The 25481-nt window shown below is 69.6% G+C and carries 26 protein-coding genes; 17 read left to right on the forward strand and 9 right to left on the reverse strand.

The features are described from left to right. Positions 1-11: 11 nt before the first annotated feature. Together ACFSVL_RS19435 and ACFSVL_RS19440 are read right to left on the reverse strand one after the other, a co-directional pair. Entirely contained in the window at positions 12-1973 is a 1962-nt protein-coding gene (locus ACFSVL_RS19435; protein WP_378306062.1) for an SDR family oxidoreductase, read from the reverse strand. A gap of 64 nt (positions 1974-2037) precedes the next feature. Beyond that, entirely contained in the window at positions 2038-2274 is a 237-nt protein-coding gene (locus ACFSVL_RS19440) for a hypothetical protein (protein WP_378306064.1), read from the reverse strand. Between the two features lie 180 nt (positions 2275-2454). Here ACFSVL_RS19440 and ACFSVL_RS19445 point away from each other — a divergent pair, with 180 nt between their 5' ends. Beyond that, complete coding sequence (locus tag ACFSVL_RS19445) at positions 2455-3699, forward strand: NAD(P)/FAD-dependent oxidoreductase (RefSeq protein WP_378306066.1); 1245 nt, start codon at positions 2455-2457, stop codon at positions 3697-3699. Here the strand turns inward: ACFSVL_RS19445 and ACFSVL_RS19450 are convergent. Beyond that, the gene (locus ACFSVL_RS19450; protein ID WP_378306068.1) at positions 3653-4900 is read right to left on the reverse strand and encodes a Bcr/CflA family multidrug efflux MFS transporter; all 1248 of its coding nucleotides are present in this window, start codon (positions 4898-4900) and stop codon (positions 3653-3655) included. The two genes, ACFSVL_RS19445 and ACFSVL_RS19450, sit on opposite strands and share 47 nt — an antisense overlap. Before the next feature lie 274 nt (positions 4901-5174). Here ACFSVL_RS19450 and ACFSVL_RS19455 point away from each other — a divergent pair, with 274 nt between their 5' ends. The 3 genes from ACFSVL_RS19455 to ACFSVL_RS19465 are packed head-to-tail and all read left to right on the forward strand — an operon-like array spanning position 5175 to position 8087. Continuing rightward, positions 5175-6029 carry a fumarylacetoacetate hydrolase family protein gene (locus ACFSVL_RS19455; protein ID WP_378306070.1) on the forward strand — a complete coding sequence of 285 codons (855 nt, stop codon included), beginning with the start codon at positions 5175-5177 and terminating at the stop codon, positions 6027-6029. Position 6030: 1 nt separating this feature from the next. Next, positions 6031-7332 (forward strand): enolase C-terminal domain-like protein, encoded by a 1302-nt coding sequence (locus tag ACFSVL_RS19460; protein WP_378306072.1) that lies wholly within the window; start codon positions 6031-6033, stop codon positions 7330-7332. Then, positions 7329-8087, forward strand: a complete 759-nt coding sequence (locus ACFSVL_RS19465; protein WP_378306074.1) for an SDR family NAD(P)-dependent oxidoreductase — start codon at positions 7329-7331, stop codon at positions 8085-8087. Before ACFSVL_RS19460 ends, ACFSVL_RS19465 begins: the two co-directional genes overlap by 4 nt. 5 nt (positions 8088-8092) lie before the next feature. Here the strand turns inward: ACFSVL_RS19465 and ACFSVL_RS19470 are convergent, their stop codons facing one another. Next, positions 8093-8242: a hypothetical protein gene (locus ACFSVL_RS19470; RefSeq protein ID WP_378306076.1), complete on the reverse strand. Its 150-nt coding sequence runs from the start codon at positions 8240-8242 to the stop codon at positions 8093-8095. Here ACFSVL_RS19470 and ACFSVL_RS19475 point away from each other — a divergent pair. From ACFSVL_RS19475 to ACFSVL_RS19485, 3 genes are read left to right on the forward strand one after another with little or no spacing between them, the layout of a single operon-like run. Beyond that, positions 8175-9164: a sugar ABC transporter substrate-binding protein gene (locus ACFSVL_RS19475; protein ID WP_378306078.1), complete on the forward strand. Its 990-nt coding sequence runs from the start codon at positions 8175-8177 to the stop codon at positions 9162-9164. The genes ACFSVL_RS19470 and ACFSVL_RS19475 overlap by 68 nt on opposite strands. Further along, the gene (locus tag ACFSVL_RS19480; protein ID WP_378306080.1) at positions 9161-10663 is read left to right on the forward strand and encodes a sugar ABC transporter ATP-binding protein; all 1503 of its coding nucleotides are present in this window, start codon (positions 9161-9163) and stop codon (positions 10661-10663) included. The genes ACFSVL_RS19475 and ACFSVL_RS19480 overlap by 4 nt, the downstream gene beginning before the upstream one ends. Next, positions 10656-11672, forward strand: coding sequence for an ABC transporter permease (locus ACFSVL_RS19485; protein ID WP_344285916.1), 1017 nt, complete (start codon positions 10656-10658; stop codon positions 11670-11672). Before ACFSVL_RS19480 ends, ACFSVL_RS19485 begins: the two co-directional genes overlap by 8 nt. Before the next feature lie 809 nt (positions 11673-12481). Here ACFSVL_RS19485 and ACFSVL_RS19490 read toward each other — a convergent pair. Next, positions 12482-13198 (reverse strand): FadR/GntR family transcriptional regulator, encoded by a 717-nt coding sequence (locus tag ACFSVL_RS19490; RefSeq protein ID WP_378306083.1) that lies wholly within the window; start codon positions 13196-13198, stop codon positions 12482-12484. A gap of 74 nt (positions 13199-13272) precedes the next feature. On the opposite strand from ACFSVL_RS19490, the gene ACFSVL_RS19495 reads away from it, so the two are divergent. The 3 genes from ACFSVL_RS19495 to ACFSVL_RS19505 are packed head-to-tail and all read left to right on the forward strand — an operon-like array spanning position 13273 to position 15403. Further along, the gene (locus ACFSVL_RS19495) at positions 13273-13605 is read left to right on the forward strand and encodes an L-rhamnose mutarotase (protein WP_378306084.1); all 333 of its coding nucleotides are present in this window, start codon (positions 13273-13275) and stop codon (positions 13603-13605) included. After that, a complete protein-coding gene (locus ACFSVL_RS19500) occupies positions 13602-14576 on the forward strand; it encodes an aldo/keto reductase (RefSeq protein ID WP_378306086.1) in 975 nt (324 codons plus the stop codon). The genes ACFSVL_RS19495 and ACFSVL_RS19500 overlap by 4 nt, the downstream gene beginning before the upstream one ends. Beyond that, positions 14573-15403: an amidohydrolase family protein gene (locus ACFSVL_RS19505; protein WP_378306088.1), complete on the forward strand. Its 831-nt coding sequence runs from the start codon at positions 14573-14575 to the stop codon at positions 15401-15403. Before ACFSVL_RS19500 ends, ACFSVL_RS19505 begins: the two co-directional genes overlap by 4 nt. Positions 15404-15501: 98 nt before the next feature. Here the strand turns inward: ACFSVL_RS19505 and shbA are convergent, their stop codons facing one another. Both shbA and ACFSVL_RS19515 read right to left on the reverse strand, forming a co-directional pair. Then, a complete protein-coding gene (gene shbA / locus ACFSVL_RS19510; RefSeq protein ID WP_378306090.1) occupies positions 15502-16158 on the reverse strand; it encodes an RNA polymerase sigma factor ShbA in 657 nt (218 codons plus the stop codon). A gap of 325 nt (positions 16159-16483) precedes the next feature. Then, on the reverse strand, positions 16484-16900 hold the full coding sequence (locus ACFSVL_RS19515; protein ID WP_378306495.1) for a GtrA family protein: 417 nt from the start codon (positions 16898-16900) through the stop codon (positions 16484-16486). Positions 16901-17944: 1044 nt separating this feature from the next. Here ACFSVL_RS19515 and ACFSVL_RS19520 point away from each other — a divergent pair. Together ACFSVL_RS19520 and ACFSVL_RS19525 are read left to right on the forward strand one after the other, a co-directional pair. Beyond that, the gene (locus ACFSVL_RS19520) at positions 17945-18265 is read left to right on the forward strand and encodes a hypothetical protein (protein ID WP_378306092.1); all 321 of its coding nucleotides are present in this window, start codon (positions 17945-17947) and stop codon (positions 18263-18265) included. 143 nt (positions 18266-18408) lie between these two features. Further along, entirely contained in the window at positions 18409-18714 is a 306-nt protein-coding gene (locus ACFSVL_RS19525) for an iron-sulfur cluster biosynthesis protein (protein WP_378306094.1), read from the forward strand. Between the two features lie 223 nt (positions 18715-18937). On the opposite strand, the gene ACFSVL_RS19530 is transcribed toward ACFSVL_RS19525, so the two are convergent. Together ACFSVL_RS19530 and ACFSVL_RS19535 are read right to left on the reverse strand one after the other, a co-directional pair. Next, a complete protein-coding gene (locus ACFSVL_RS19530) occupies positions 18938-20065 on the reverse strand; it encodes a glycerate kinase (protein ID WP_378306096.1) in 1128 nt (375 codons plus the stop codon). Then, positions 20062-21009 (reverse strand): 2-hydroxyacid dehydrogenase, encoded by a 948-nt coding sequence (locus tag ACFSVL_RS19535; protein WP_378306098.1) that lies wholly within the window; start codon positions 21007-21009, stop codon positions 20062-20064. Before ACFSVL_RS19535 ends, ACFSVL_RS19530 begins: the two co-directional genes overlap by 4 nt. 431 nt (positions 21010-21440) lie before the next feature. Between ACFSVL_RS19535 and ACFSVL_RS19540 the strand changes: the two genes are divergently transcribed. From ACFSVL_RS19540 to pcaG, 5 genes are read left to right on the forward strand one after another with little or no spacing between them, the layout of a single operon-like run. After that, complete coding sequence (locus ACFSVL_RS19540; protein WP_378306100.1) at positions 21441-22250, forward strand: CoA transferase subunit A; 810 nt, start codon at positions 21441-21443, stop codon at positions 22248-22250. Continuing rightward, complete coding sequence (locus tag ACFSVL_RS19545) at positions 22247-23002, forward strand: CoA-transferase subunit beta (protein ID WP_378306101.1); 756 nt, start codon at positions 22247-22249, stop codon at positions 23000-23002. Before ACFSVL_RS19540 ends, ACFSVL_RS19545 begins: the two co-directional genes overlap by 4 nt. Next, the gene (locus tag ACFSVL_RS19550) at positions 22999-24180 is read left to right on the forward strand and encodes a thiolase family protein (RefSeq protein WP_378306103.1); all 1182 of its coding nucleotides are present in this window, start codon (positions 22999-23001) and stop codon (positions 24178-24180) included. The genes ACFSVL_RS19545 and ACFSVL_RS19550 overlap by 4 nt, the downstream gene beginning before the upstream one ends. 14 nt (positions 24181-24194) lie before the next feature. Then, complete coding sequence (gene pcaH, locus ACFSVL_RS19555; RefSeq protein ID WP_378306104.1) at positions 24195-24929, forward strand: protocatechuate 3,4-dioxygenase subunit beta; 735 nt, start codon at positions 24195-24197, stop codon at positions 24927-24929. After that, positions 24926-25477: a protocatechuate 3,4-dioxygenase subunit alpha gene (gene pcaG / locus ACFSVL_RS19560; RefSeq protein ID WP_378306106.1), complete on the forward strand. Its 552-nt coding sequence runs from the start codon at positions 24926-24928 to the stop codon at positions 25475-25477. The genes pcaH and pcaG overlap by 4 nt, the downstream gene beginning before the upstream one ends. The last annotated feature ends 4 nt before the right edge of the window (positions 25478-25481 follow it).

Raw genomic sequence — 25481 nt, forward strand, 5'->3', positions numbered from 1 at the left:
CTCACGACCCTTTAGGCATTCCTCCGCCACACCAGCCGCGTCAGCGCCCCCGCCACGGCCGCCGACGCAGGCTGCCGAGGCCGGTTCCGGGCTTCCGGCGCGGATTCCGGCATCACCCGGTACACGAGGTGCGCCGCGAATCGCGCGAGGTCCGGGGTCGCGAGCGAGGCCAGTTCCGCGGCTCGGCCCTCGGGCAGGCTCAGGATCTGCGGCCGCCGTTCGATCGCCTTCACCACCAGCGCCGCGGCGCGTTCCGGCGAGCTCGCGGGCAGCCCGCGGTACGAGCCGGTCGGCGCGATCATGTCCGTGCGCACCAACGGCATCCGGACCGACGAGAACGTGACGCCGTCGGACAGCGTCTCGCGTCCGGCGGTCAGGCTGAACTCTTCGAGAGCCGCTTTTGAGGCCAGGTAAGCGGAAAACCGCGGGGTGTCGGTCTGCAGGCCCTGCGTGGTGACGTTCACGACGTGGCCGAACCGGCGTTCGGTCATCGACGGCAGCAGGCCGAGGATCAGCCGCACTGGGCCGAAGTAGTTGATGGCCATGGTGCGTTCGTAGTCGTGGAACCGTTCCGTCGACAGCTGTACCGAGCGTCGGATCGACCGTCCTGCGTTGTTCACCAAGACGTCCACCGCACCGTGGTCGGCGAGGACGGCCTTCACGAGACCGTCGACCGCGTCGCCGTCTGTGAGGTCGCATGGGTACGTCGCTGCTTCGCCGCCTCCTGCGGTGATCTGGCTACGCACGTCTTCGAGCTCTTCGGCACGGCGCGCGACAAGAAGTACCTTCGCGCCGCGACGCGCGAGAGCGAGCGCCGAAGCACGGCCGATGCCCGAGGAAGCACCGGTAATCAGGACAACGCGTCCTTTGATCCCCGGGCGGCGAGCGTGGTCCGGGTCGAGATGCGCGCGCCAGTAGCGGTACAGCGGTTCGGCGTAGTCGCGAAGCTCGGCAAGGTGGACGCCGCTGCCGTACAGCTCCGAAGTGGTGCGCGCGGTGTCGAACTCCACCTCCATGTTCAGGTGCGGGAGTACTTCGAGCGGAATTCCCAGTTCGGTCAACACAGCTGCGCGCGTCGCACGTCCAGTGGGCAGGCGGTCCACAGCGGTCGCGAGGCGGGACGCTGTGCTGCGAAGCAGGCCAGACGGCACCGTCGTGCGTACGCGGGGCGCTCCGGCGACGCGGGCGAAGGCGTTGTAGACCTCGTGAAGCTGCTGCGGTCGCGGCGAAGCGAGGTGATACGTACTGCCCGAAGGCGCTTCGCGGTGCATGAGGTTTTCCATCGCGGCGATGACATAGTCGACCGGGACGAGGTTGGTGGCCCCGAAATCGGGCGCGACAAGGGGAAGCTGCTTCGGCAGCGCGGCGAGCCGCGAAATGGCGGGCAGGAAGTAGTACGGGCCGTCGATCTTGTCCATCTCGCCGGTGCGCGAATCGCCGACGACCGCCGACGGCCGGTAGACCCGGAACGGCACGTCGGACTGCTCGCGGACCAGCTTCTCGGCCTCGAACTTCGTTGCGTGGTAAGGAGAACTGAAGGACTGGCCGAGGTCGAAGTCGGCCTCGGTGAAGCGTCCGGAATGGTCTCCGGCGACGGCGATGGACGAAACGTGGTGCAGCAGCCCGGCACCGGCGGCCGCGGCGAAGGCGAGCAGGTTCCGGGTGCCCTCGACGTTCGCCGCCCGGTTCGCCGCGTCGCCGGCGGTGAAGTCGTAGATCGCGCCGAGGTGGACGACGTGGTCGATGCCGTCGTAGCCGGCCGGGTCGAGGCCGAGCAGCGGTTCGGTGAGATCGCCGACGGCGGGGACCAGGCGGTCGGCGTTCGGCCAGTCCCGCGCGAGGGCGGCGAGGCGATCGCGCGAGGTGTTGCGGACGAGCACGTGGACGGCGGTCGTGTCCCGCCGCGCGAGCAACCGGGCGACCAGGCGCTTCCCGAGGAAGCCCGTCGCGCCCGTGACGAAGTAGGTGGTCATGGCCGGCACCTTTCGGGGTCTGCGGAGGCCGACTCTACCTACTCATGAGTAGGAACGGTAGTTGTCAGTCGGTTCCGGTGCGCCGGGCCGGCGTCGCGGTGGCCACCACGGCGTCGCGCAGGGCCGCGCGCAGCCGCCCGACCTCCAGCGGCCCCAGCACGGCCGCCTCTCCCGGCGGCGCGACCAGGACGACCTTGTCGTCGCTGCTCACGAACACCGTCACGTCCCGGCGCCTTCCCGCCAGGTCCCGGCAGCTGACCGTCCACTCGTTCCGCACCGCACTGTCGTCCCGCGCTGTCACGGTCCTCGCCCTCCGATCACGTAGTCCCCGCGTCCTTCGTGCGGGGGTGTGACCGGGGGCTCCGGGGCGTCTTACGCCGGTTCACCCGAATTGCCTACTGGCCGGTTTTCCACGGGATGTGACCGGCCGGATACCGGAGTAGCGTCGGCCACCGCACGCCGCGGCCACTCGGGAGGACGGATGTCGGAACCTCGGAAGATCGTCGTCGTCGGATCCGGGCTGGCCGGCGCCACCGCGGCGGCGACCGTTCGGGAGCGGAGCTTCGACGGCGACATCCTGCTGCTGGGCGCGGACCCGCACCGGCCGTACGAGCTGCCGCCGCTGTCGAAGGCGGTTCTGCTCGGCCACGCCGACGAACCCGACTGGGTGCGCGAAGAGGGCTACTGGGCCGAGCGCGACATCCAGCTGCTCTCTGGCACCACCGCGACCCGAGTCGAGCTGGGCGCCCGCCTAGTCCTCGACGACGCTGGCGGCGAACACCGCTACGACCGCCTGGTCCTCGCGACCGGCTCGCGCCCGCGGACGCTGAAGGTGCCCGGCGGCGACCTGCCAGGCCTCTACACGCTTCGCACGCTTGACGACGCACTGCGGCTGCGCGAGGCCTTCGAAGCGGCGAAGCGAGTACTGATCGTCGGCGCGGGCTGGATCGGCACCGAAGCCGCCGCTGCCGCGCGTACGCACGGGGCTGAGGTGACTGTGGTCGCTCCAGAGAAGCTGCCGCTCGCGAACGTTCTCGGCGACGAGGTAGCCGGTGCTTTCTACCGCCTGCACGAAGAACATGGCGTGCAGTGGCGTCTCGGCGAAGGCGTCGCAGCGATCACGGGCGACACGGCAGTGACCGGCGTGCGGCTGTCGAACGGCGAAGAGCTGTACGCCGACGTAGTGCTGATCGCGGTCGGCGCGGCTCCTCGCATCGAGCTGGCGCACGCTGCTGGCCTGGAGCTGGCAGACGACGGCGGCGTCGACGTCGATGCCGGTCTGCGTACAGCGGCACCGGACGTCTACGCGATTGGCGACATCGCTTCGCAGTTCCATCCGCGCTACGGCCGCCGCGTACGCGTCGAGCACTGGGCGACAGCGCGTACGCAGGGCGAGCATGTGGCGGCCAACCTCTTTGGCGCGAACGAGCCGTACCTGAACAGCCCGTACTTCTTCTCCGACCAATACGACCCAGACCGCGGTGGTCCGGCGATCGGCTGCGAGTACCGCGGCCTGCCGGTCCTGGACCGCGACCGCGTCGTGGTGCGCGGCGATCTCGCGGCTTACGACTTCACGGCGTTCTGGGTGACCCCGGACGGCGAGGTCTCGGCCGCGATGAACGTGAACCAGTGGGACGACGGCGACGCGCTGCAGAAACTGGTGGACGAACGGATCGCGGTCACCGACGACCAGCTGCGGAACGGGAATCTCGCCGACTTGGGCTGACCGTGAGCGTCGCGAACGACAGCAGCGCGAGCACCCCGAACCCGGCCATCACCGCGGCCATCGGAGCCGCCGTGCCGGGCCCGCCGAGCCCGACCAGCGGCGTCGCGATCCCGCCGATCGCGAACTGCACCACGCCGAGCAGCGCGGACGCCGATCCCGCCGTGCGCGCGTGTCCGGCGAGGGCGAGCGAACTGGCGTTCGGGCCGATGATTCCGATGCAGGAAACCATGAGCAGCAACGGAATCATCAATGCGGGCAAGGGCAGGCGCAGGAGCGCTGCGGCCAGCGTGGCGAGGCCGGCCAGCGTGGACACGGTCAGCCCGGCGCGCAGCAGCGTCCGTTCGCGGAACCGGCCGACGAGCCATCCGTTGAGCTGCCCGGCGAGCACGATGCCGATCCCGTTGAGCCCGAAGATGACGCTGTACTCCTGCGGGCTCAGGCGGTAGACGTCCTGCAGCGCGAACGACGAACCCGAGATGTACGCGAACAGTGCGGCGAAGTTCAGCCCCGTCGTGAGCGCGTAGCCGAGGAACGTGCGGTCGGCGAGCAGCCGTCCGTACGTACGAAGCACTCCGCCGAGCCGAGCCGGATGCCGGCGCTCGACCGGCAGCGGCTCCGGCAGCGCGAACGCGACCGCGCCGAGCAGCACCGTGCCGACCACGGTGAGGACGACGAACACGCCGCGCCAGGACGTGAACGTGAGCAACTGCCCGCCGAGCACCGGAGCGAGGATCGGCGCGAGGCCGTTGACGAGCAGCAGGAGCGAGAAGAACTTCGTCACCGCGGTGCCGGTGTAGAGGTCCCGGACGGTCGCGCGGGCGATCACGATCCCGGCCGCCGCTCCGAGCGCCTGGATGCTGCGCGCGGCGATCAGCACCTCGACCCCCGGGCTCGCCGCCGCCGCGACGGACCCCGCGATGTACAGCACCAGCCCGATCAGCAACGGCCGCCGCCGTCCGAAGGAATCCGACAGCGGTCCGGCGACGATCTGGCCGACCGCCAGCCCGACGACGAACGCGGTGAGCGTCAGCTGGACGGTGGTGTCGGAGGCTTGGAAGTCGCCCGCCATCCGGGGGAGGGCGGGGAGGTACATGTCGATCGAGAGCGGGCCGAAGGCGGAGAGCCCGCCGAGGATGAGAAGAAGCCGGAGCTTGCTCGCGCCGCGCGGTCCGGCTTCCGTTTCCCGCTCAGCGGTACTCACTTCGTCCTCTTCCCCGCCGCCGCGCGAAGCCCTAGCCTCGGCACCAGCCACTGCCCGCCGTCGCGGTCCAGCCGCATCTTCCGGTCCCCTCCCCGCTCGCGCCGCCTCGTCCTCATCATCCTGACCGGACTTCGTCGCCGGGACGAGTGTCCGATATCCCACTCGCCACCCGGTGATCGGATCAATTTTCGCGGGAAATCCGTGTTCCCTCTAGATCTGCCGCCTGCGGATGCGCTATACATCGGATGTATCGCGAACAGAGAGGGGATCGTCCGTGCGGTTTGTGCGTCTCGGGGCAGCGGGGGCTGAGCGTCCGTTCGTCCGTGCCGGTGACGGCACCCTCCACGACCTCTCCGGGGTCACGCCGGACATCGACGGCGCGTTCCTCGCCGGCGACGGGCCGGCCAGGGCCGCGCGGGCGCTCGCAGCCGGGGAGCTGCCGGTCGCCGACGGGGCCGGGCTGCGGGTCGGCGCGCCGATCGCCGCGCCGGGCAAGATCGTCTGCATCGGCATGAACTACCGCCGCCACGCCGAAGAAACCGGCGCGGCCGTGCCGACCGAACCGGTGCTGTTCATGAAGGCCCCCGACGTGATGGTCGGACCGTTCGACGAGGTGCTCGTCCCGCGCGGTTCCACGGCGACCGACTGGGAGGTAGAACTCGGCGTCGTCATCGGGAAAACCGCCCGCTACCTGGACAGCGCGGACGAGGCGCTGGCGCACGTCGCCGGGTACGTCGTGTCCAACGACGTCTCCGAGCGCGATTTCCAGCTGCACCGCGGCGGCCAGTGGGACAAGGGCAAGAACTGCGAAACGTTCAACCCGCTCGGCCCCGAACTCGTGACCGCCGACGAGATTCCCGACCCGCAGGCGCTCGGCCTGCGCACCTGGGTCAACGGGGAGAAGGTGCAGGATTCGTCCACAAAGGACATGGTGTTCGGCGTCGCCGAGATCATCCGCTACCTGAGCCAGTTCATGGTGCTGCGCCCCGGTGATCTGATCAATACCGGCACCCCGGAGGGTGTCGCGCTCGGCCAGCCCGAGCCGAAGCCGTACCTGCGCGCGGGTGACGTCGTCGAACTGGAGATCGACGGGCTCGGCAAGCAGCGCCAGACCTTCGGGCAGGCCTGACATGGCGAAAATCGTGGCCATGGAGGTCCGCGACGTCCGGTTCCCGACGTCGCGCGACCTCGACGGTTCGGATGCGATGAACCCGGATCCGGACTATTCGGCGGCGTACGTCGAACTGCACACCGACGCCGGACCGGACGGGTACGGCCTCGCGTTCACCATCGGCCGCGGCAACGACGTGCAGGCGGCCGCGATCCGCGCGCTGGCGCCGCATGTGGTCGGCCGGGACGTTCCAGAGGACGCGGAAGCGCTCGGCGCGCTGTCCCGGTCGTTGGTCGGCGACTCGCAGTTTCGGTGGCTGGGACCGGAAAAGGGCGTGGCGCACATGGCGATCGGCGCGATAGTCAACGCCGCGTGGGATCTCGCCGCGCGGCGCGCCGGGCTGCCGCTGTGGAAGTTCGCGGCACGGATGACGCCGGAGGAACTGGTGTCCCTTGTGGACTTCCGCTACCTCTCCGACGCGCTCACCGAAAAGGAAGCGCTCGACATTCTGCGCGCCGCCGAACCCGGCCGGGCGGAACGGATCGCCAAAATCGAGGCCGAGGGCTACCGCGCGTACAGCACGTCGGCGGGTTGGCTCGGCTATTCCGACGCGAAACTGGTGCGGCTGGCCGAACAGGCGGTAGCCGACGGGTTCGAAATGATCAAGCTGAAGGTCGGCGGAAATCTGGAGGACGATGTCCGGCGGATGAAGCTGGCCCGCGAGACGGTTGGCGCGGACATCCGGATCGCGGTCGACGCGAACCAGCGCTGGGATGTCGCGACGGCGGTGTCGTGGATGACCGCGCTGGCGCCGTTCGATCCATATTGGATTGAAGAGCCGACCTCGCCGGACGACGTGCTCGGCCACGCGGCCATCGCGAAGGCGCTCGCACCGATCAAGGTCGCGACTGGCGAACACGTGCAGAACCGCGTGGTGTTCAAGCAATTGCTGCAGGCTAACGCGATCGACGTGCTGCAACTGGACGCCGCGCGCGTCGGCGGGGTGAACGAGAATCTCGCGATCCTGTTGCTGGCGGCCAAATTCGGCGTTCCGGTGTGTCCGCACGCCGGCGGCGTCGGGTTGTGCGAACTGGTGCGGCATCTGTCCATGTTCGACTTCGTGGCGGTGTCCGGTTCGGACGAAGACCGCACTATCGAATGGGTCGACCACCTGCACGACCACTTCACCGACCCGGCCGTCGTGCGCGACGGCCGCTACCTCGCTCCGACCGCACCGGGCTTTTCCGCGCGCATGCACGACGCTACGCTTCGCCGGTTCAGCTTCCCGGACGGTCCTGAATGGACGGAGAACGCGCAGTGAGCGAATTCGACGGCCTGGTCGCCGCGGTCACCGGCGGCGCTTCCGGCATCGGCCTGGCCACCGCGAACCTGCTGGCCCAGCGCGGCGCGCGGGTGGCGGTGCTCGATCTCAAGACCGACGAGGTGCCCGAGCCGCTGGCCGGGTTCCGCTGCGACGTGACTTCGGACGCCGAGGTCCGCGCCGCTGTCGACGCGGTAGCCGAACGCTTCGGACGGCTCGACATTCTGGTCAACAATGCGGGAATCGGCGCACAGGGCGACGTCACCGCGAACGACGACGATGAGTGGCACCGCGCGTACGACGTGAACGTGGTCGGCATGGTGCGCACGGCCCGGGCTGCCTTGCCGCACTTGAAAAACTCGCCCGCGGCGGCTGTCGTGAACACCTGCTCGATCGCCGCCTGGGCCGGGCTGCCCGCGCGTGCGCTGTACTCGGCCACGAAGGGCGCGGTGCTGTCGCTGACCCTCGCGATGGCCACCGACCACCTGCCGGACCGGATCCGCGTCAACTGCGTGTGCCCCGGAACCGCGGACACCCCGTGGGTCGGCCGGCTGCTCGACACCGCCGCGGACCCCTCCGCCGAACGGGAAGCACTCGCCGCCCGTCAGCCGATGGGACGGCTGGTGACTGCGGACGAGGTCGCGAACGCGATCGCGTACCTGGCCAGCCCGCTTTCCGCCTCGACTACCGGCACCGCGCTCGCGGTGGACGGCGGCATGTACGGCCTGCGCCCGCGCGGACCCGTACAGAACTGATCTGCTTAGCCAACAAGGCCTGTCATCAAGGAGGATGCGGTGCGTACGAAGGTGATCCGGCTGGCCGCCGCGGTGGCCGCCTGCGGTTTGGTGCTCGGTGCGTGCGGGTCCACTAAGGACAAACCGGCGGCGGCGGCGGGTGGCGGCACCGGCAAGGTCGGGGCGACGCTGCCGCTGCTGACCTCTCCGTTCTGGCAGGCCTACAACAAATACGTGCCGCAGATGGCGAAGGAACAGGGCCTCGACGCGCTGCCGACGGTGAACGCCGACAGCGACCCGGCGAAGCTCATCACGGACATCGGCACCCTGCTCAACCAGGGCATCAAGGGCCTGGTCGTCACGCCGCTCGACTCGGCCGCGGTAGTCGCCGGGCTGAAGCAGGCCGAGAACAAGGGCGTCCCGGTGGTCGCGGTGGACGTCGCGCCGGAGAGCGGCAAGGTCGCGATGGTGGTCCGCGCGGACAACAAGGCGTACGGAACCAAGGCGTGCGACGAAATCGGCAAGCGCGTGAAGAGCGGCAAGGTCGTGCAGGTGATGGGCGACCTGGCGTCGGTGAACGGCCGCGACCGGTCGGCGGCGTTCCGCGAGTGCATGAAGCAGAAGTACCCGGACGTCAAGGTGCTCGAGGTGGCCGCCGAATGGAAGGCGGACAAGGCGTCGTCCGGTTTGGACAGCCTGCTCACCGCGAACCCGGACATCAAGGGCGTGTACATGCAGGCGGGCGGCGTCTACCTGGCGCCGACCGAGCAGGCGCTCAAGCGCAAGAACCTGTTCTTCCCGGTCGGCGACCCGAAGCACGTGGTGCTGGTGAGCAACGACGGCATCCCGCAGGAACTCACCGCGATCCGCAACGGCGAACTGGACGCGACCGTCTCGCAGCCCGCCGACGCCTACGCCAAGTACGGCATGTACTGGCTCAAGAAGGCCATGGCGGGCGAGAAGTTCAAGCCCGGCCCGACCGACCACGACTCCACGATCGTCGAGATCAGCCCCGGCATCCTGGAAGACCAGCTGCCCGCGCCGGTCGTCACCAAGGACAACGTGGACGACAAAGCGTTGTGGGGTAACAACCTGTGAGCGCGCCGGTAGTGCAGGCGGACGGCGTCGGGAAGCGGTACGGGCCCACCGTGGCGCTGCACGACGTCAGCCTCACCGTGCGTCCCGGCGAGTCGCACGCACTCGTCGGGCGCAACGGGGCGGGCAAGTCCACGCTGGTGTCCATCCTCACTGGACTGTCCGAAACGGACACCGGCAGCGTTTCCTTCGGCGGCGCCCCGGCTCCTTCGCTGTCCAAACAGGACGACTGGAAGGCGCGCGTGGCGTGCGTGTACCAGCACGCGATGGTGGTGCCGCAGCTGACGGTCGCGGAGAATCTGTTCCTGAACCGGCAGGCGCGGGGCGGCTTCGCGATCGGCTGGAAGAAGCTTCGCCGGCAGGCGCGGGAACTGCTGGACTCGTGGGACGTCCGGGTCGATGTGGACACTCCGGCGGGCGATCTGTCCGTTGAGGACCGTCAGTTCGTCGAGATCGCCCGCGCGCTGAGCTACGGCGCCCGGTTCATCGTGCTGGACGAACCGACCGCGCAGCTGGACAGCCAGGCCATCGAGCGGCTTTTCGAGCGTATGCGGCAGATGCAGGAGAACGGCGTCACGTTCCTGTTCATCTCGCATCACCTGCACGAGGTTTACGAGGTGTGCCAAGCGGTTACCGTCCTGCGCGACGCCCGGCACGTGCTTACCGCGCCTGTCGAAGAGGTCAGCCGCGCGGCCCTGGTCGACGCGATGACGGGGGAGCAGGGCGGCCTGGCCGTCCGCGACGCGGCCACTCGCGACCCGCTGGCAACGGACGCCGAAGAGGTGCTCACCGTCGATGACTTGTCCGGCGACGGCTTCCACGACGTCTCGCTGCGGGTACACCGCGGCGAGGTGGTCGGGCTCGCGGGCAGCAACGCGAGCGGCAAACACCAGGTGGCCGAAACTGTCTACGGCCTGCGCCCGGCTACTTCAGGAACCATTGCCGTAGACGGAAAACGACTTCCCTCCGGCGATATCCCCGCTGCCCTCCGCGCGGGCATCGGCTGTGTCCCCCGGGATCGGCACCACGAGGGCCTGGTCCTGGAACACTCCATTATGGACAACGCGACCCTGTCCGTGCTCGACCGGATGGGCCGCGGCGGCCTGGCGTCGCCGAAGATCCGCCGCGAACGCGGATCGCGCGCACTGGCCGACTACGACATCGTTGCCGCCAGCCCGGACCAGCCAGTCTCGGACCTGTCCGGCGGGAACCAGCAGAAAGTCGTGCTCGCGAGAGCACTGGAGAGCGACCCGCGCGTGGTGGTGCTGATCAACCCCACCGCGGGAGTGGACGTGAAGTCGAAGGAGGCCCTGCTCGCGGTCGTGGACCGGGTGCGGGCCGAGGGGAAGGCGGTGCTGCTCGTGAGCGACGAGCTGGACGACCTGCGCCTGGCCGACCGGGTGCTGGTGCTGCGCGCAGGCGCGGTCGCCGCCGTTCACCAGGCCGGCTGGTCCGACGGGGACCTGGTGGCGGACATCGAAGGAGTCGGGCTCCATGACTGACCTGATGAGCGACCCGCAGACGGCGCTGCCCGCGGTCCGGGCGAAGCGCCGGAAGTCGGCATGGCTGCGCGAACTGGCGCTGCTGCCCGCGCTCGTGGTGGTGTTCGTGATCGGCGGCTTGATCAGCGACACGTTCTTCACCTTCGACAACATCATCAGCATCCTGTCGGCGGCGGCCGCGCTGTCGCTGGTCGTGCTGGGCGAATCGCTGGTGCTGCTGACCGGCAAGTTCGACCTGTCGCTGGAATCGACGATGGGCATCGCCCCCGCGATCGGCGCGATGCTGGTCATCCCCGCGGCGTCCTCCGGCTTCGGCACCGAATGGCCCTCCGTGCTCGGGCTGGTGGCGATCCCCGTGGTGGGCGCTTTGATCGGCTTCGTGAACGGCTTCCTGATCGTGAAGCTGAAGCTGAACGCGTTCATCGTGACCCTGGCGATGCTGACGGTCCTGCGCGGCACCCAGATCGGAACGACGAACGGCAAGACGCTGTTCGACCAGCTGGACGCGTTCACCGCCTTGGCGACGACGACGTTCGCCGGACTGCCGATGTCAGTGTGGCTGGCAGCGGTGCTCTTCGTGGTGTTCGGTCTGGGCTTGCGCTACCACCGAGTCGGCCGCTCGCTGTACGCGATCGGCGGCAACCGCGAAGCAGCCCGCGCGGCAGGCATCCGGGTAGACCGAATCTCGTGGGCAGTCTTCGTGGTCGCCGGAGTCCTCGCGGCAATCGGCGGCCTCGCGTACACCGGCTACGTCGGAGCCCTCGGTGCCGACCAAGGCGACGGCCTGATCCTGCAGGTCTTCGCGGCGGCGGTGATCGGCGGTGTGTCCCTCGACGGTGGCCGGGGGACGTTGGTCGGTGCGCTGACGGGTGTGCTGTTGCTGCAGTCGGTGGACAGTTTGCTGCGCATCGCCCAGGTCCCGGCGGAATGGCTGAAGGCGATTTACGGCGGGATCATTTTGATCGCGTTGATCATCAGCCGGTACGCGGGCGGAAAGCCCCAGACCTGATCGGTGGAGGTCCGGTGATCATCCGACCTTCTCGGCTGGCTGATCCGGCTGGTGGTCCGCTGGCTGGTGGTCCGCTGGCTGGTGGTGCGCTGGCTGGTGTGGTGGGTGGCTGGGCGGCGGGGTCGGCGGGCGCCGCGGTGGGCGGCCATGCGGCTGGCTCGGTGGACTGTTCGGCTGTCGGCCGGATGGCTGGCCCGCCGGACGGTGCGGGGAGCGGCTGGACGGATGGCTTGGCGGGCTGTCTCGCGGATGGCTGGGTGGTTCGTTTGGCGAACTGTTCGGAGAGCGGCCGGGTAGCCGATTCGGCGGGTTCTCCGGAGAGCGGTGCGGTGAATCGCTCAGAGGCTGGCCCGGCGGCCGGCCTCGGAGCTGCTCCGGTGATCGGCACGAGGGCTGGCCCGGCGGTCGGCCCCGGAGTTGCTTCGGTGATCGGCACGAGGGCTGGATTGGCAGGGAGGTCCGTGAGGGCTCCCCTCACGGACACTGAGCCCTCCGAAGCTTTCTCCCCTGCCTCGAACGGGATCTCTCCGCTGCCGATCGCCTCTGGACTGCTAGCCGCTTCCCTGCGGCCAGCTACCTCCGCCTACCCAGCTGCCTTCGCATCGGCAGCAACCTCCGCGTCGGCTGCGCTCTCCGGCTCGGCCGTGACCGCCGCGCCCGGGGTGAAGGGTCCCTTCACTCCCGCCGCGAACGCACGAAAGTCCCCTTCGCCCCAGCAGAACAAGCGCGAAAGGTCCCTTCACACCAGTCTGCAAGGAATGAAGGGACCCTTCACCGCGGCAACCGGCTCAGGAACCGCCACCGTCCACTCAGGAAGCGGCGGGCTCGATGTCATCTCCGGCCGCGGCGTCCTCGACCAGCGTGCTGCGCAGCCACTGCTCCACCCCGGCGACGTGCACCGTCGCCCACGAGCGGGCCAGTTCCGGCTCTCGCGCGGCGATCGCGTCGTAGATCGCCGCGTGTTGTTCGCGCGTGCGGGCCACGGCACCCTCTTGGGTGAGGCCGCGCCAGATCCGGGCTCGCGCTGTCGGGCCGGAAAGGCTTTCGAGCAGCGAGCACAGCACCGGGTTGCCCGAGCCGTCCGCGATTTTGCGGTGGAACTGCAGATCGTTGGCCACCAGCGCCTCGACGGTCGGCGCTTCGTCCAGTTCCCCGAGCAGCGCGCCCAGCTCGGCGACGTCCTCGTCGCGCATGTGCAGCGCCGCCATCGCGGTGGCCGCGGGCTCCAGGATCCGCCGTACGGCAAGGAAATCGAGCACGGTGTCGTCGCGGTGGAAGTCGACGACGAAGGTCATCGCGTCGAGCAGCAGGTTCGGCTCCAGGCTGGTGACGTACGTGCCGTCGCCCTGGCGCACGTCCAGCACCCGGATCAGGCACAGCGCCTTCACCGCTTCCCGCAGCGAACTGCGGGAAAGCCCCAGCCGCTGCGCCAGCTCGGCCTCCTTGGGGAGCCGGTCGCCCGGAGCCAGCTCGCCCGAAATGATCATGTCCTTGATCTTGTCGATCGCGACATCGGTGACGGGCATCGGGACCGCCCTCCCTGCAGAGACCTCGGATGTTTACCCCCTACAGCGTGCCACGACTCCCGTCAGGAGGAACGATGACCCACGGTCCGGCGCCGCACACGGTCGCATTGCGCACCCGGCTCAAGCCCGGAATGGAGAAAACGTACGAGGAGGTGCACGCGGTGATCCCGAGCGACTTGGACGCCGCATTGCGCCGTGCGGGGGTGCGGTCGTGGCGGATCTGGCGCGACGGGCTCGACCTGTTCCACTTCGTCGAGGTGGACGATTTCGAGGAGATGCGCGCGAAACTCGCCGGCGACCCGGCCGACATCGCGTGGCAGAAACGGATCAACGAACTGCTCGATCTCGATCATTCCGACGTCGCCCACGGTCTCGGGCTGGTCTGGCAACTCCCGGCGGAGGCGTGACCGTGGACCTTCCTCCGCTGGGACTCGGCGGCGCGCAACTGGGCAACCTCTACCACGCGGTGCCGGACGAAACCGCCGCGGCGAGCGTGCGGCGGGCGTGGGACGAGGGCATCCGCTACTTCGACACCGCGCCGCACTACGGGCTCGGCCTGTCGGAACGCCGGCTCGGGGCTGCGCTGGCGGCGTATCCGCGCGCGGAGTACGTCTTGTCCACGAAAGTGGGACGAGTGCTGGAACCGCGCGCGGTGGTGCCCGGGGAGCGTGACGACGAGGGCTTCGACGTCCCCGGGACTTACCGGCGCCGTTGGGATTTCAGCCGCGACGGAGTGGTGCGCTCACTGGAAGCAAGTTTGGAAAGGCTCGGTCTCGACCGTGTCGATCTGGTGTACGTGCATGATCCGGACGACCATTTCGAGGAAGCGGTTTCGGGAGCGTTCCCGGCGTTGCTGGAGTTGCGCGAGCAGGGCGTGGTGGGGGCGATCGGAGCCGGGATGAACCAGGCGCCGATGCTGGCCGAATTCGTGCGCCGGTTCGATCTCGATCATGTGCTGATGGCCGGTCGCTACACGTTGCTGAATCAACCGGCATTGGACGAACTGTTGCCGCTGTGCGTCGAACGCGGGGTCGGCGTGGTGGCCGGCGGGGTGTTCAACGGCGGAATTCTCGCCACCGAACAGCCAGGCGCCATTTACGATTACGCGGCCGCTCCTGCGGATCTTGTGGAGAAGGCGCGCAAGATCGCGGAAATCTGCGCGCGACACGGTGTTTCGCTGCCGGAAGCGGCGCTTGCGTTGCCGCGCACGCACCCAGCGGTGGTGTCGGTGGTCGTCGGCGCGCACGACGCGGAGCAGGTGTCGCTGAACGTTCGCCGGGCAGCGGCGAGGATCCCGGCCGTACTGTGGGACGACCTCGCCGACGCCGGGCTGCTGCGATCGGCCGCCCGCCCCGTCGTGTCCGGAGGGACGCAGTGATCGATTCGCACCACCACCTGTGGGATCCGGCGCGCCGCGAGTACCCGTGGATGTCCGGCGACGCGCTGGCCCCGATCCGCAAGCCGTACACCGTCGACGATCTGCGCACGGTGACCACCGCGGCGGGCGTGCACGCCACGGTGCTGGTGCAGACCGTGTCGGACGAGGCGGAAACCGAGGAGTTCCTCGCCACCGCGGCGTCCGAGCCGTTGGTGGCCGGCGTGGTCGGCTGGGTCGACCTCGCCGCCCCGGACGTGTCCGACCGGCTGGCACGGCTGCGCGAGCTGGGCCCGCTGGTCGGCATCCGGCACCAGATCGAGGACGAACCGGACCCGGATTGGCTGCTGCGCGCGGAAGTCCTGCGCGGCCTGTCGGCGGTCAGCACCGCCGGCCTGGTCTACGACCTGCTGGTGGCACCGGCGCAGCTCGCCGCCGCCCGGCAGGTCGCCGAACGCTTGCCGGACTTGCGGCTGGTCCTCGACCACGCCGCGAAACCCGGCATCGCGGCCGGCGAATGGCAGCCGTGGGCGGACGGCGTGGCCTCGCTGGCCGCGCACGGCAACGTGCACTGCAAGCTGTCCGGCTTGGTGACGGAAGCCGACTGGCGCGCATGGCAGGTGGGCCACTTGCGCCGCTACGCAGACCACGTTTTCGAGTCGTTCGGCGCGAACCGGGTCATGTTCGGCTCCGACTGGCCAGTGTGCGAACTGGCTGCGGCGTACGAAGTCGTCCTGGACGCGGCGGTGTCGCTGACCGGCGTGCTGAGCGACCCGGAACGGCTGGAGGTCTTCGAGCACACGGCGGCACGCGTTTATGAGTTGAGCTGAGATGCGGCGGGTGAATCCAGAGTGCCGCGCGGATCAGCGCGTGTCGAGCGATTCGGGGGTCCGGGGCGGAGTTCAAGCCGTTCGGGTGACGAAACGGCTCAGAACTCCTGGCCCTGCACCATCTCGCGGAGCTTGGACAGCGCGCGATGCTGGGTGACGCGGACGTTGCCCGGCGAAATGCCGAGCGTCTCGGCCGTCTCGTTCGCGCTGAGGCCGACGACGATGCGCAGCGCCAGTATTTCCTGCTGCAGCGGGGCGAGGCGGGTGAGCAGTTCCTGCAGGCGGCTGCCGAGGTCGAGGCGCAGCGCGTGCGATTCCGGCTCGTTGCCGCCGGCGAGCGGGTGCTCCGGCAGTTCGGGAACCGGCTCGGAACGGTCGCGCGCGACGGCCCGGTAGGCGTCGGCGACCTTGTTGGCCGCGATCGCGTGCACGAGGTAAAGGAAGGAACCGCCGCGGTCCTGGTAATCCGGAAGGGCCTTGAGGACGGCCATGCAGACGTCCTGCGCGACGTCGTCGGCGGCGAGGTAGGAGAGGTCGCGGCCGCCCATCCGCGCCCGGCAGTAGCGGGCGACGACGGGACGGAGCACGTGCAGCAGGTCGGCGATCGCGGCTTGATCGCCCTGTCCCGCGGCGCATACGAGCGGGTCGAGGTCTTCTTTGGTCAGGCGCCCGCCGGACCGGGGCAGCGTCGCAGGGCTCACGTAGCCCGCGACGTCGGAACCCGCGGTACGGGACGTCTTCGACGGTGCTGTCATGGTCGTCTCCCCGGCAACCCTGTGACCGTCGCTGTCTCGGGGTCAACACTCTGTGATGTTGCGGTCGCAGGTACTCCGATCGAACGGGGGGAGTACTGCGATCGTTGCGACGCTCCGTAACCTTAAGCGGCTGGAGGCCGACCGTCCACATTTCAACTACGAATACCCCGTTAGCAGCAGTGGTCTTGACACAAACGAGACCAGCCGACGCACAGTACGAATCCGGCCTCGCAGCATGTGCGGATGTCCGATTTCGTGCGTCACGAAGAGTGATAGCCGGGTAGCGCAACAGAGAGTGGTCGCACTGCGGGTAGAACGGGTTCCACTACCGTTGGTGATCTTGCCGCGCGTCGCCGCGCCGCGTCCGGGCGAAAACCCACCAGCGCAGTACCGCGAACCGGACGACCCCGCCGACGAAGCTGGCCGCGAGAAGCGCGGTCGTTTGCTGCCCGGCCGAGGGATGCGTGACAACGGCGTCGAGGGTGGCGAGGACGACCGATCCGTAGCCGGCGTAGAAGGCGAAAGTGACGAGATCCTGGAAATGCCGCTTGCCTGCGCGGCTGCTCCGGTTGGCGAACGTGACGCGCCGGTGGAATTCGGTGTTGCCGGCCGTCGTGATCGCGAGCGCGGCGAGATTCGCCCATTGCGCGCCGATTTCCGGGCGGAGAGCGAGGAAGAGGACGGCTTGCAGGCCCGTGGTGACGACTCCGGCGGCCAGGTACCACGCGGCGTGACCCCCGATTTCGCGACGGCGGGCGGTGCGATTGCCGGATTGGGCGGGCCGGTTGTCGGCGGCGCTCGGGGGTGCTGGGTGCGCGATCGAGGCGGAAGCCGGGGCTGGGCCGGTCTGGTCGTGGGCGGCGTTGAGGTCGGTCGCGGTTTTTGGCAGGTGGCTAGTTTCTGTGGCGATGCTTGACGGCAGCGGGTCGGCGTTGCCGGTCGCCACTTCGTGGCGAGGGCCGCGAGGATTGGCCGTTGAACGGCGACGGGCGAGCTGGCTGTCGTCTTCCGATGGCTGCGGCTTGGCGCGGTCGTTTGCCGGTTGGAGGCGGTTGGGGTTCGTGCTGGCCGTTGGATGGCCGCTGATGCTGGCTTCCGATCGCGACGGCTGAGCCTCGTCTGTCGCCGGTTCGTGGCGAGGGCCGTGGGGATTGACCGTTGAACGGCGACTGGCGTGCTTGCTGATCTCTGACCGCAGCAGCTCGGCAGCGTCGGTCACCCGGTCGGGGGCGGCGACCTCGCCTCCAGGGTTCGGCGGAGCCCCCGCGTCGTCAGTCGCCGTTCCGCGGCGATTCGCGGTCGCGTTGGCCGTCGAGCGGCTAAGGCCCTCGGTTTCGGGTTCCGGCGGCTGCAGTCCGGCGCCGTTGGCCGTTGAGTGGCGACGGGCGTTCTTCCTGTGACGGTCGGCGTCGTCGGCCAGCGGGTCGCGGCGATGGCCGATCTCGTCAGCGGGCGTGGTCAGGCCGTCGTCAGCCGGGTGGTGCCGGTCGGCCGTCTCGAATGCCGGGGAGCGGTGGTCCGGGGCCTGGTCGCGCGTGCGGAATTCCGCGGTGGCGTCGCCGGGGGCGGCGTCCGGGCCGGTTGTGCGCCGGGGGCGGATTCCGATCCGGCCGCGCGGCATCCACCTTGTGGTGGTCATAGTCCTGACGCTAGCTCCGCTTCGCCCGCTGATGCCCTGGTCGGCCCGAGGAAACCCTGTGATTCCGGCGACAGCCTTTCGGCCCGTTTCACCGGAGGCCGCCTCGGGTAGCTCACCACGAACGATCCGGAGTTTCGGGAGGTGCCCGTGAGCGATCCCGGCGACGACACTCTCCGCCAGAGTCAAGCGCCCGGCATGGACAGCGCTCGCGTCGATTCGTTCTGCCCTCCTGAGCCCCGGTCCGCGGAGCGTCCCGGAGGCGCTTACGCGGAGCAGCGGGCGGGGGAGCAGCCGGAGGTCCAGCCGCCGGTGCCGGGCGGGCCGGTCGTGAGTGTGCCGGCTGAGGTCGGCGACGCTGAACCGGAGCAGACCGGGTGGCCCGCGGAATCCAGCCACGGCGAACGGGTCGACCACGGGGGATGCACGGTCGCCGACGCGATCCGGTCGGCCATGGCCCGAAGATCCTGATCTCAAACGTATTTGTGACAGGTTCCACCGACGCGGCAGCGGTCTGGCGCTCACACTGCGCGACCGTCGTGCCGCCTTTAGCGTGAAAAACCACCCTGCAACCGACCGTGCGCATCCGACTGCGACGAAGGGAAGGCCGAAAGATGCTGACCGTTACCGAAGCCGCCGCCGAGGCGATCACTGCGCTGACCGCCGAGCAAGGCACTGGCTCCGAACAGAGCGGCCTGCGCTTCGCGCTGCAGAGCATGGAAGGCGACGGTGCCCAGCTGGCGCTGTCCGTAGCCCCGGCCCCGGAGGACGGCGACCGCATCGTCGGCGCCGACGGCGGGGCGAAGGTCTTCCTCGAGCCGCAGGCCGCGGCTCTGCTTGACGACAAGGTCTTGGACGTCCAGCAGGACGACACCGGCGACGTCGCCTTCGCCGTTCTGCCGCAGCAGCAGTCCGCCTGACGGCTCTGCGAACGCTCGGCCACGGGGTTCGCGCGGCGATGCTCGTCCGCTGATCCCGTGTGCCGTTCGCCGGTGCCGTCGGATGTCTGAGAACGTCCGGGCTCCGGCGAGGCGAACCATGGCCGATTCCTGAACGGCGACGCCGTGTCCTGGACGCAGTGTTGTCCGGCCGGCGGGGTGGCTGTGCGGAAGCGCTCCCGAGGTTGATCGCGGGGGCGCTTCGTTATTGGGTGCGCAGCCAGTCCTGGACCAGGACTGCGGCTCGCTCGCGCAGCAGTTCCGCGGCGTGGGCGCGGGCGTAGTCCAGCGACGGCGCATGGTCGATCAGCGCGCCGCTGCCCACGACGCCCAGCCCGGCCAGCGCGTCCGCGTCCAGCTGGATCCGCCCGGCGAGCACCAGCAACGGGATGCCCCTCCGCCCGGCGCGAGCCGCGATGCCTGCCGGGGCCTTGCCGGACAGCGACTGCTCGTCCAGCGAGCCCTCGCCGGTGATCACCAGGTCCGCGCCGGTCAACGCGGTGTCGACGCCGGTCAGCGCGGCGATCAGGTCGAAGCCTGATTCGACCGTCGCGCCGAGTCCGGCGATCGCTCCTGCCGCGACCCCTCCTCCCGCCCCGGCTCCGGGGAGGTCGGAGACATCCGATGCGCCGGCCTGCCCCAGCGCCTTCGCCCAGTGCGCCAGTGCTTCGTCCAGCGCCTGGACGTCGTCTGGTCCCGCGCCCTTCTGCGGACCGAACACGGCCGCCGCACCGTTCGCGCCGAGCAGCGGGTTCGTCACATCCGTGGCGACCGCGACTGGCACCGCGCCCAGTCGTTCCCGCGCTGGACCCAGGTCGACGCGCGCGACCTGCGCCAGCGACCCGCCGCCGAGCCCGACCGGTGTGCCCGACGCGTCGACGACGCCAGCACCCATCGCTGCCAGCATCCCGGCACCGCCGTCGGTGCTCGCGGTGCCGCCGACGGTCAGCACGAGCCGCCGCGCGCCGCGGGCGAGGGCGTCGTTCAGCAACTCGCCGACGCCCCACGTGTGCGCGGCCAACGCGACGTCCCGGCTCGGCGTCACGAACTCGATCCCGCACGCTCGCGCCGACTCGACGTAGGCCGTGCCGTCGAGCAGCACGTACCGCGCCTCGACCGGTTCGTCGAGCGGACCGCGCACCGACAAGCGCACCACCGAGCCGCCCGCGTTTTCGAGCACCTCCAGCGTCCCTTCGCCGCCGTCGGCGACCGGGCACGCGGAGATCTCGGCGTCCGGCAAGGCATCGCGCACGCCTTGCGCGATCGCGTCCGTCACCTCGACCGCGGTCAGGCTTCCTTTGAACTTGTCCGGTGCGATCACGACCCGGGTCACCGGCCCACCTCCGTCAGCGGCTCGGCACCGGCGAGCACCGAGACGACGTTGCGCGCGGCCAGCACCGCCATCGCCGTCCGGGTTTCCACCGTCGCCGACCCGAGGTGCGGAGTCAGCACGACGTCGTCGCGGTCCAGCAGCCGCGGCTCGACGTCCGGCTCCTTCTCGAACACGTCCAGCGCCGCGCCCGCGATCTCGCCGGCTTCGAGCGCGTCGGCCAGCGCCGACTCGTCGACCACCGGACCGCGCGTGGTGTTCACCAGGTACGCAGTCGGTTTCATCGCCCGCAACGCATCCGCGTCGACGAGATGCCGGGTCTCGGGAGTCAGCGGACAGTGCAGCGACACGAAGTCGGAACGCCGCAGCAGTTCGCCGAAGGCCACGAACTCGCCGTCGAAGTCCGGTTTCGCCGACCGTCCGGAGTAGACGACCCGCATCCCGAACGCCGCCGCCCGCTTCGCCACCGCGCGGCCGATCTGCCCGAGCCCGACGATGCCGAGCGTCTTGCCCTGCAGCCCGGACCCGAGCAGGAAGCCGAGGTGGAACGACCACGGCTGCCGCGCGCGGAGCAAGCGTTCGCCTTCGCCGAGCCGCCGCGAGACGGCCAGCAGCAATCCGAACGCGAGATCCGCGGTGGCGTCGGTGAGCACGCCCGGCGTGTTGGTGACCACGACCCCGCGCTCGGCCAGTGCACTGACCTGCACGTTGTCGTAGCCCACCGCCACGTTCGCGACGACCTTCAGCTCGGGACCCGCCGCGTCCGCGACTGAGCCGTCGATCCGGTCGTGCAGCATCGACACCACCGCGGCCGATCCGGCGACGAACTTCCGCAGTTCCTCGGGCGTGAGCGGCCGGTCCTCCGGCGAGATCTCGACTTCGCCTGCTTCGCCGAGCACCTGCACGGCCTCGTCCGGGATCCAGCGGGTGACAGCGATCTTCGGCATGCCGAGCAGCCTAATGCCGACCGTGCCGCCCGAGCGAGGTTCGCGGCGCGCTCACCGCCGGACACCCGCCTGAGCTGCGACGGAGCGTCCAACCGCGACAGAACGCCGCCGACGCGGACAGTGCCCGAATTCCGCATTGCGGTACCACGCAACGAAATTCCGGTCTGCCGCCGACCGCGCCGCTCTGTGCCGGCCGCGAAACCCGTTCGCCGACTCCCAGCGCACTGTGTTGTCTTATCGCCTCACCTCATTCCTCTCTCGCGAACCTTCGCCGTGTTCTGTGCCGTCTGTCCGGACGTCCGTCCCGCCGTTCGGGTACTCGCCGCGGGCCGCCGGTCCGTGCTATGTTCTTATGCAGAACGTCTGTGCGCTATGCGAACACGCTAGCACGGAATGACCGAAGCAGGAAGATCCAGACGGAAGGGCTCGTGATGGCAAGGGTGCTGTCGCTCGGCGAGGCGGTCGCCGAGCTGGTGCACGACGGGGACACCGTCGCTCTCGAGGGCTTCACGCACCTCATCCCGGTGGCGGCCGGGCACGAGATCATCCGTCAGGGCAGGCGGAATCTCACGCTCGTGCGGATGACGCCGGACATCGTCTACGACCAGCTCATCGGCGCGGGCTGTGCGAGCAAGCTGATCTTCTCGTGGGGCGGCAACCCCGGGGTCGGCTCGCTGCACCGGTTCCGCGACGCCGTGCAGCATTCGTGGCCGGTGCCGCTGGAGATCGAGGAACACAGCCACGCGGGCATGGCGAACCGTTATGTCGCAGGCGCTTCCGGGTTGCCGTTCGCTGTGCTGCGCGGCTACACGGGCACCGATCTGCCCGCGCAGACGGACACGATCAAGCCGATCACCTGTCCGTTCACCGGCGAACAGCTCACCGCGGTGCCCGCGCTGAACCCGGACGTCACGATCGTGCACGCGCAGCGCGCCGACCGGGCGGGCAACGTTCAGCTGTGGGGCATCGCCGGCGTGCAGAAGGAAGCGGTGCTCGCGGCGAAGCGTTCGCTGGTCACGGTGGAAGAGGTTGTGGACGAGCTGGAGTCACGGCCGGGCGCGCTGGTGCTTCCCTCGTGGGCGGTCACCGCGGTGGCCGAGGCTCCGCGTGGCGCGGCGCCCTCGTATGCCGCCGGGTACTACGAACGGGACAACGCGGCGTACCAGGCGTGGGACGAGATCGGACGGGATCGCGAGGAATTCGGCAAGTGGCTGAACGACCTGACCGGAGTGAAGGCATGAGCGAGTACACCGCCGACGAGATGATGAGCATCGCCGCGGCCCGCGCGCTCGGCGAGGGCATGTCGTGCTTCGTCGGGATCGGATTGCCCAGCACGGCGGCGAACCTGGCTCGTCGCACGCATGCCCCGAACCTCACGCTGATCTACGAATCGGGTTGTCTCGGCGCGAAACCCGGCAGGCTGCCGCTGTCGATCGGCGACGGCGAGCTGGCCGACACCGCCGACGCGGTGGTCAGCGTGCCCGAGGTGTTCAACTACTGGCTGCAGCCCGGGCGGATCGACGTCGGATTCCTCGGCGCGGCGCAGCTCGACAAGTTCGGCAATATCAACACCACGGTGATCGGCTCGGACTACCACGACCCGAAGGTGCGCCTTCCCGGCGCTGGCGGCGCGCCGGAGATCGCCGCGTCCTGCAAGGAAGTGTTCGTCGTGCTGCGCCAAAGCAAGCGGACGTTCGTGGACAAGGTCGACTTCGTGACGTCGTTCGGCCACGGCACCGGCCGGGGAGACCGCGAACGGCTCGGCCTGCGCGGCGCCGGGCCCACGCTCGTGGTCACCGACCTCGGCCTGATGCGGCCTGATCCGGAAACGGCGGAACTCACGCTCACCGAACTGCACCCCGGAGTCGAGCTGGAGCAAGCCGTGGCGGCGACGGGGTGGACACTGAAGACGGCCGCGGACCTCAAGACCACCCCCGCGCCCACCGAACGCGAACTGACCCTGCTCCGTGAACTGAAGAAGGCCGGCGAATGAGCGACGCTTACGTACTCGACGCGATCCGCACTCCCTTCGGGCGCTACGGCGGCGCCCTTTCCGGAGTGCGCCCTGACGACCTGGCCGCGGGCGTGCTGCGCGCGCTGGCCGAGCGCAACGGGCTCGATCCGTCCACAGTGGACGAAGTGGTGCTCGGCGACGCCAACGGGGCGGGCGAGGACAACCGCAACGTGGCGCGGATGGCCGCGCTCCTCGCGGGCTGGCCGACGTCGGTGCCCGGTGCGACGGTGAACCGGCTGTGCGGATCCGGCGTCGAGGCGGCCATGCAGGCGAGCCGGGCGATCCAGGTCGGCGACGCGTCGCTGGTGGTCGCGGGCGGTGTCGAGTCGATGAGCCGTTCGCCGCTGGTGATGCCGAAGCCGGACAAGGCTTTCCCTGCCGGGAACCAGACGCTGTACAACACGGCGCTCGGCTGGCGGATGGTCAACCCGGCGATGCCGTCGCAGTGGACCGTTTCCCTCGGCGAGTCCACCGAACTGCTCGCCGAGCGCTACGGGATCAGCCGGGACGAGCAGGACGCGTTCGCCGCGCGCAGTCACGCGAACGCCGCCCGGGCGTGGGACGAGGGCTTCTACGACGACCACGTGGTGCCGGTCGACGGCGTCGACCTGACCCGGGACGAGGGCATCCGGCCGGATTCCACGCCCGAGAAGCTCGCGAAGCTGAAAACGGTGTTCCGCAAGGAAAACGGCACTGTCACGGCGGGCAACGCGTCGCCGTTGAACGACGGTGCTTCAGCCTTGCTGCTCGGCGACGCGGCCGCGGCCGAGCGGCTCGGCAAGACACCGCTGGCGAGGCTCGCGGGCCGCGGTGCGGCGGGGGTCGACCCGGATGTGTTCGGCATCGGGCCGGTGCGCGCGGCGGAGATCGCGCTCGAACGGGCGGGTATCGGCTGGAGCGACCTGGCCGCGGTGGAACTGAACGAGGCGTTCGCGGCGCAGTCGCTGGCCTGCCTGAAAGAATGGTCGAAGCTCGACCCGGAGATCGTCAACGTCAACGGCGGGGCCATCGCGATCGGGCATCCGCTCGGCGCGTCCGGCGGCCGGATCATCGGCACGCTGGCGCATCAGCTCCGCCGCACCGGCGGCCGCTGGGGCCTCGCGGCGATCTGCATCGGCGTCGGCCAGGGCCTCGCTGTCGTGCTCGAGAATCGCTGAGAAAGGGAGGCATCGTGGCCACACCGACCGAGCGGCGGCTGCCGCAGTACCGGCCCGATCCGGACGGCACGCACCCGCCGCTCGACTACGCGCCGTACCGTTCCACCACGTTGCGGCATCCGACGCAGCCGCTGGTCCTGCTGCCGCAGATGCTCACCGAGGTCACCGGCCCGCTGCTCGGCCCGGGGCGGCTCGGCGAACTCGACAACGACCTCACCCGCCAGCACGCGGGCGAGCCGCAGGGGCAGCGGATCATCGTCACCGGCAGGCTTCTCGACGGCGACGGGCGGCCGATCCGCGATTCGCTCGTGGAGATCTGGCAGGCCAACGCCGGCGGTCGCTACCGGCACACCGGCGACCGCTGGCCGTCCCCGCTCGACCCGAACTTCGACGGGCTCGGCCGCACGCTCACCGACGGCGACGGGCGCTACGAGTTCACCACCATCAAGCCCGGCGCGTACCCGTGGAAGAACCACGACAACGCGTGGCGTCCCGCGCACATCCACTTCTCCGTGTTCGGCTCGGCGTTCACCCAGCGGCTCGTCACGCAGATGTACTTTCCGGACGATCCGCTGTTCTCGCAGGACCCGATCTTCAACTCCATCCCGGACGAGAAGGCGCGGCAGCGGATGATCTCCCGGTTCGACCTCGACCGCACCGAGGAAGAATGGGCGCTGGCGTTCCAGTTCGACATCGTAGTGCGCGGACGCGAACAGTCGGTGTTCGAGGACGAGGAGGAGGACGAGTGAGGCTGGAAGGCACGCCCTCGCAGACCGTCGGGCCGTACCTGTCCATCGGGCTGCCGTGGGACGACGGGCCGTTCGTGGTCCCGGAAGGCACCGAAGGCGCGGTGTGGATCCGCGGCGGGGTGTACGACGGCGCGGGCAATCCGGTGCCGGACGCGATGATCGAGACGTGGCAGGCCGATCCGGACGGCGGCTTCGACCATCCCGACGATCCGCGCGGGAAGCCCGCCACGCCGTTTCGCGGGTTCGGCCGGTGTCCCACCGACGAACAAGGCCAGTACCGGATTCTCACGCTGCTGCCCGGAATCGTGCCGGACGCGTCCGGGTCCGGGCAGGCGCGGCACATCGACGTGTCAGTGTTCGCTCGCGGGCTGCTGAACCGGGTGGTCACGCGTATTTACTTCGAGGATCAGGACAACGCCGACGACGCCGTGCTGGCGAGTGTTCCCGAGGAGCGACGGGATACGTTGCTGGCCAAGAAAGACGGCACCGGTTACCGGTTCGACGTGCGGTTGCAGGGCGAAGGCGAGACGGTGTTCTTCTCGGTCTGACCGG

The sequence above is a fragment of the Amycolatopsis silviterrae genome (assembly GCF_042684085.1).
Taxonomy (GTDB): domain Bacteria; phylum Actinomycetota; class Actinomycetes; order Mycobacteriales; family Pseudonocardiaceae; genus Amycolatopsis; species Amycolatopsis silviterrae.

Coding starts and splice junctions, on each gene's coding strand:
- ACFSVL_RS19485 (WP_344285916.1), top strand. CDS start 10,656: ATGACTGACCTGATGAGCGACCCGCAGACGGCGCTGCCCGCGGTCCGG.
- ACFSVL_RS19490 (WP_378306083.1), bottom strand. CDS start 13,198: ATGCCCGTCACCGATGTCGCGATCGACAAGATCAAGGACATGATCATT.
- ACFSVL_RS19540 (WP_378306100.1), top strand. CDS start 21,441: ATGGCAAGGGTGCTGTCGCTCGGCGAGGCGGTCGCCGAGCTGGTGCAC.
- ACFSVL_RS19445 (WP_378306066.1), top strand. CDS start 2,455: ATGTCGGAACCTCGGAAGATCGTCGTCGTCGGATCCGGGCTGGCCGGC.
- ACFSVL_RS19435 (WP_378306062.1), bottom strand. CDS start 1,973: ATGACCACCTACTTCGTCACGGGCGCGACGGGCTTCCTCGGGAAGCGC.
- ACFSVL_RS19525 (WP_378306094.1), top strand. CDS start 18,409: ATGCTGACCGTTACCGAAGCCGCCGCCGAGGCGATCACTGCGCTGACC.
- ACFSVL_RS19550 (WP_378306103.1), top strand. CDS start 22,999: ATGAGCGACGCTTACGTACTCGACGCGATCCGCACTCCCTTCGGGCGC.
- ACFSVL_RS19545 (WP_378306101.1), top strand. CDS start 22,247: ATGAGCGAGTACACCGCCGACGAGATGATGAGCATCGCCGCGGCCCGC.
- ACFSVL_RS19535 (WP_378306098.1), bottom strand. CDS start 21,009: ATGCCGAAGATCGCTGTCACCCGCTGGATCCCGGACGAGGCCGTGCAG.
- ACFSVL_RS19495 (WP_378306084.1), top strand. CDS start 13,273: ATGACCCACGGTCCGGCGCCGCACACGGTCGCATTGCGCACCCGGCTC.
- shbA (WP_378306090.1), bottom strand. CDS start 16,158: ATGACAGCACCGTCGAAGACGTCCCGTACCGCGGGTTCCGACGTCGCG.
- ACFSVL_RS19460 (WP_378306072.1), top strand. CDS start 6,031: ATGGCGAAAATCGTGGCCATGGAGGTCCGCGACGTCCGGTTCCCGACG.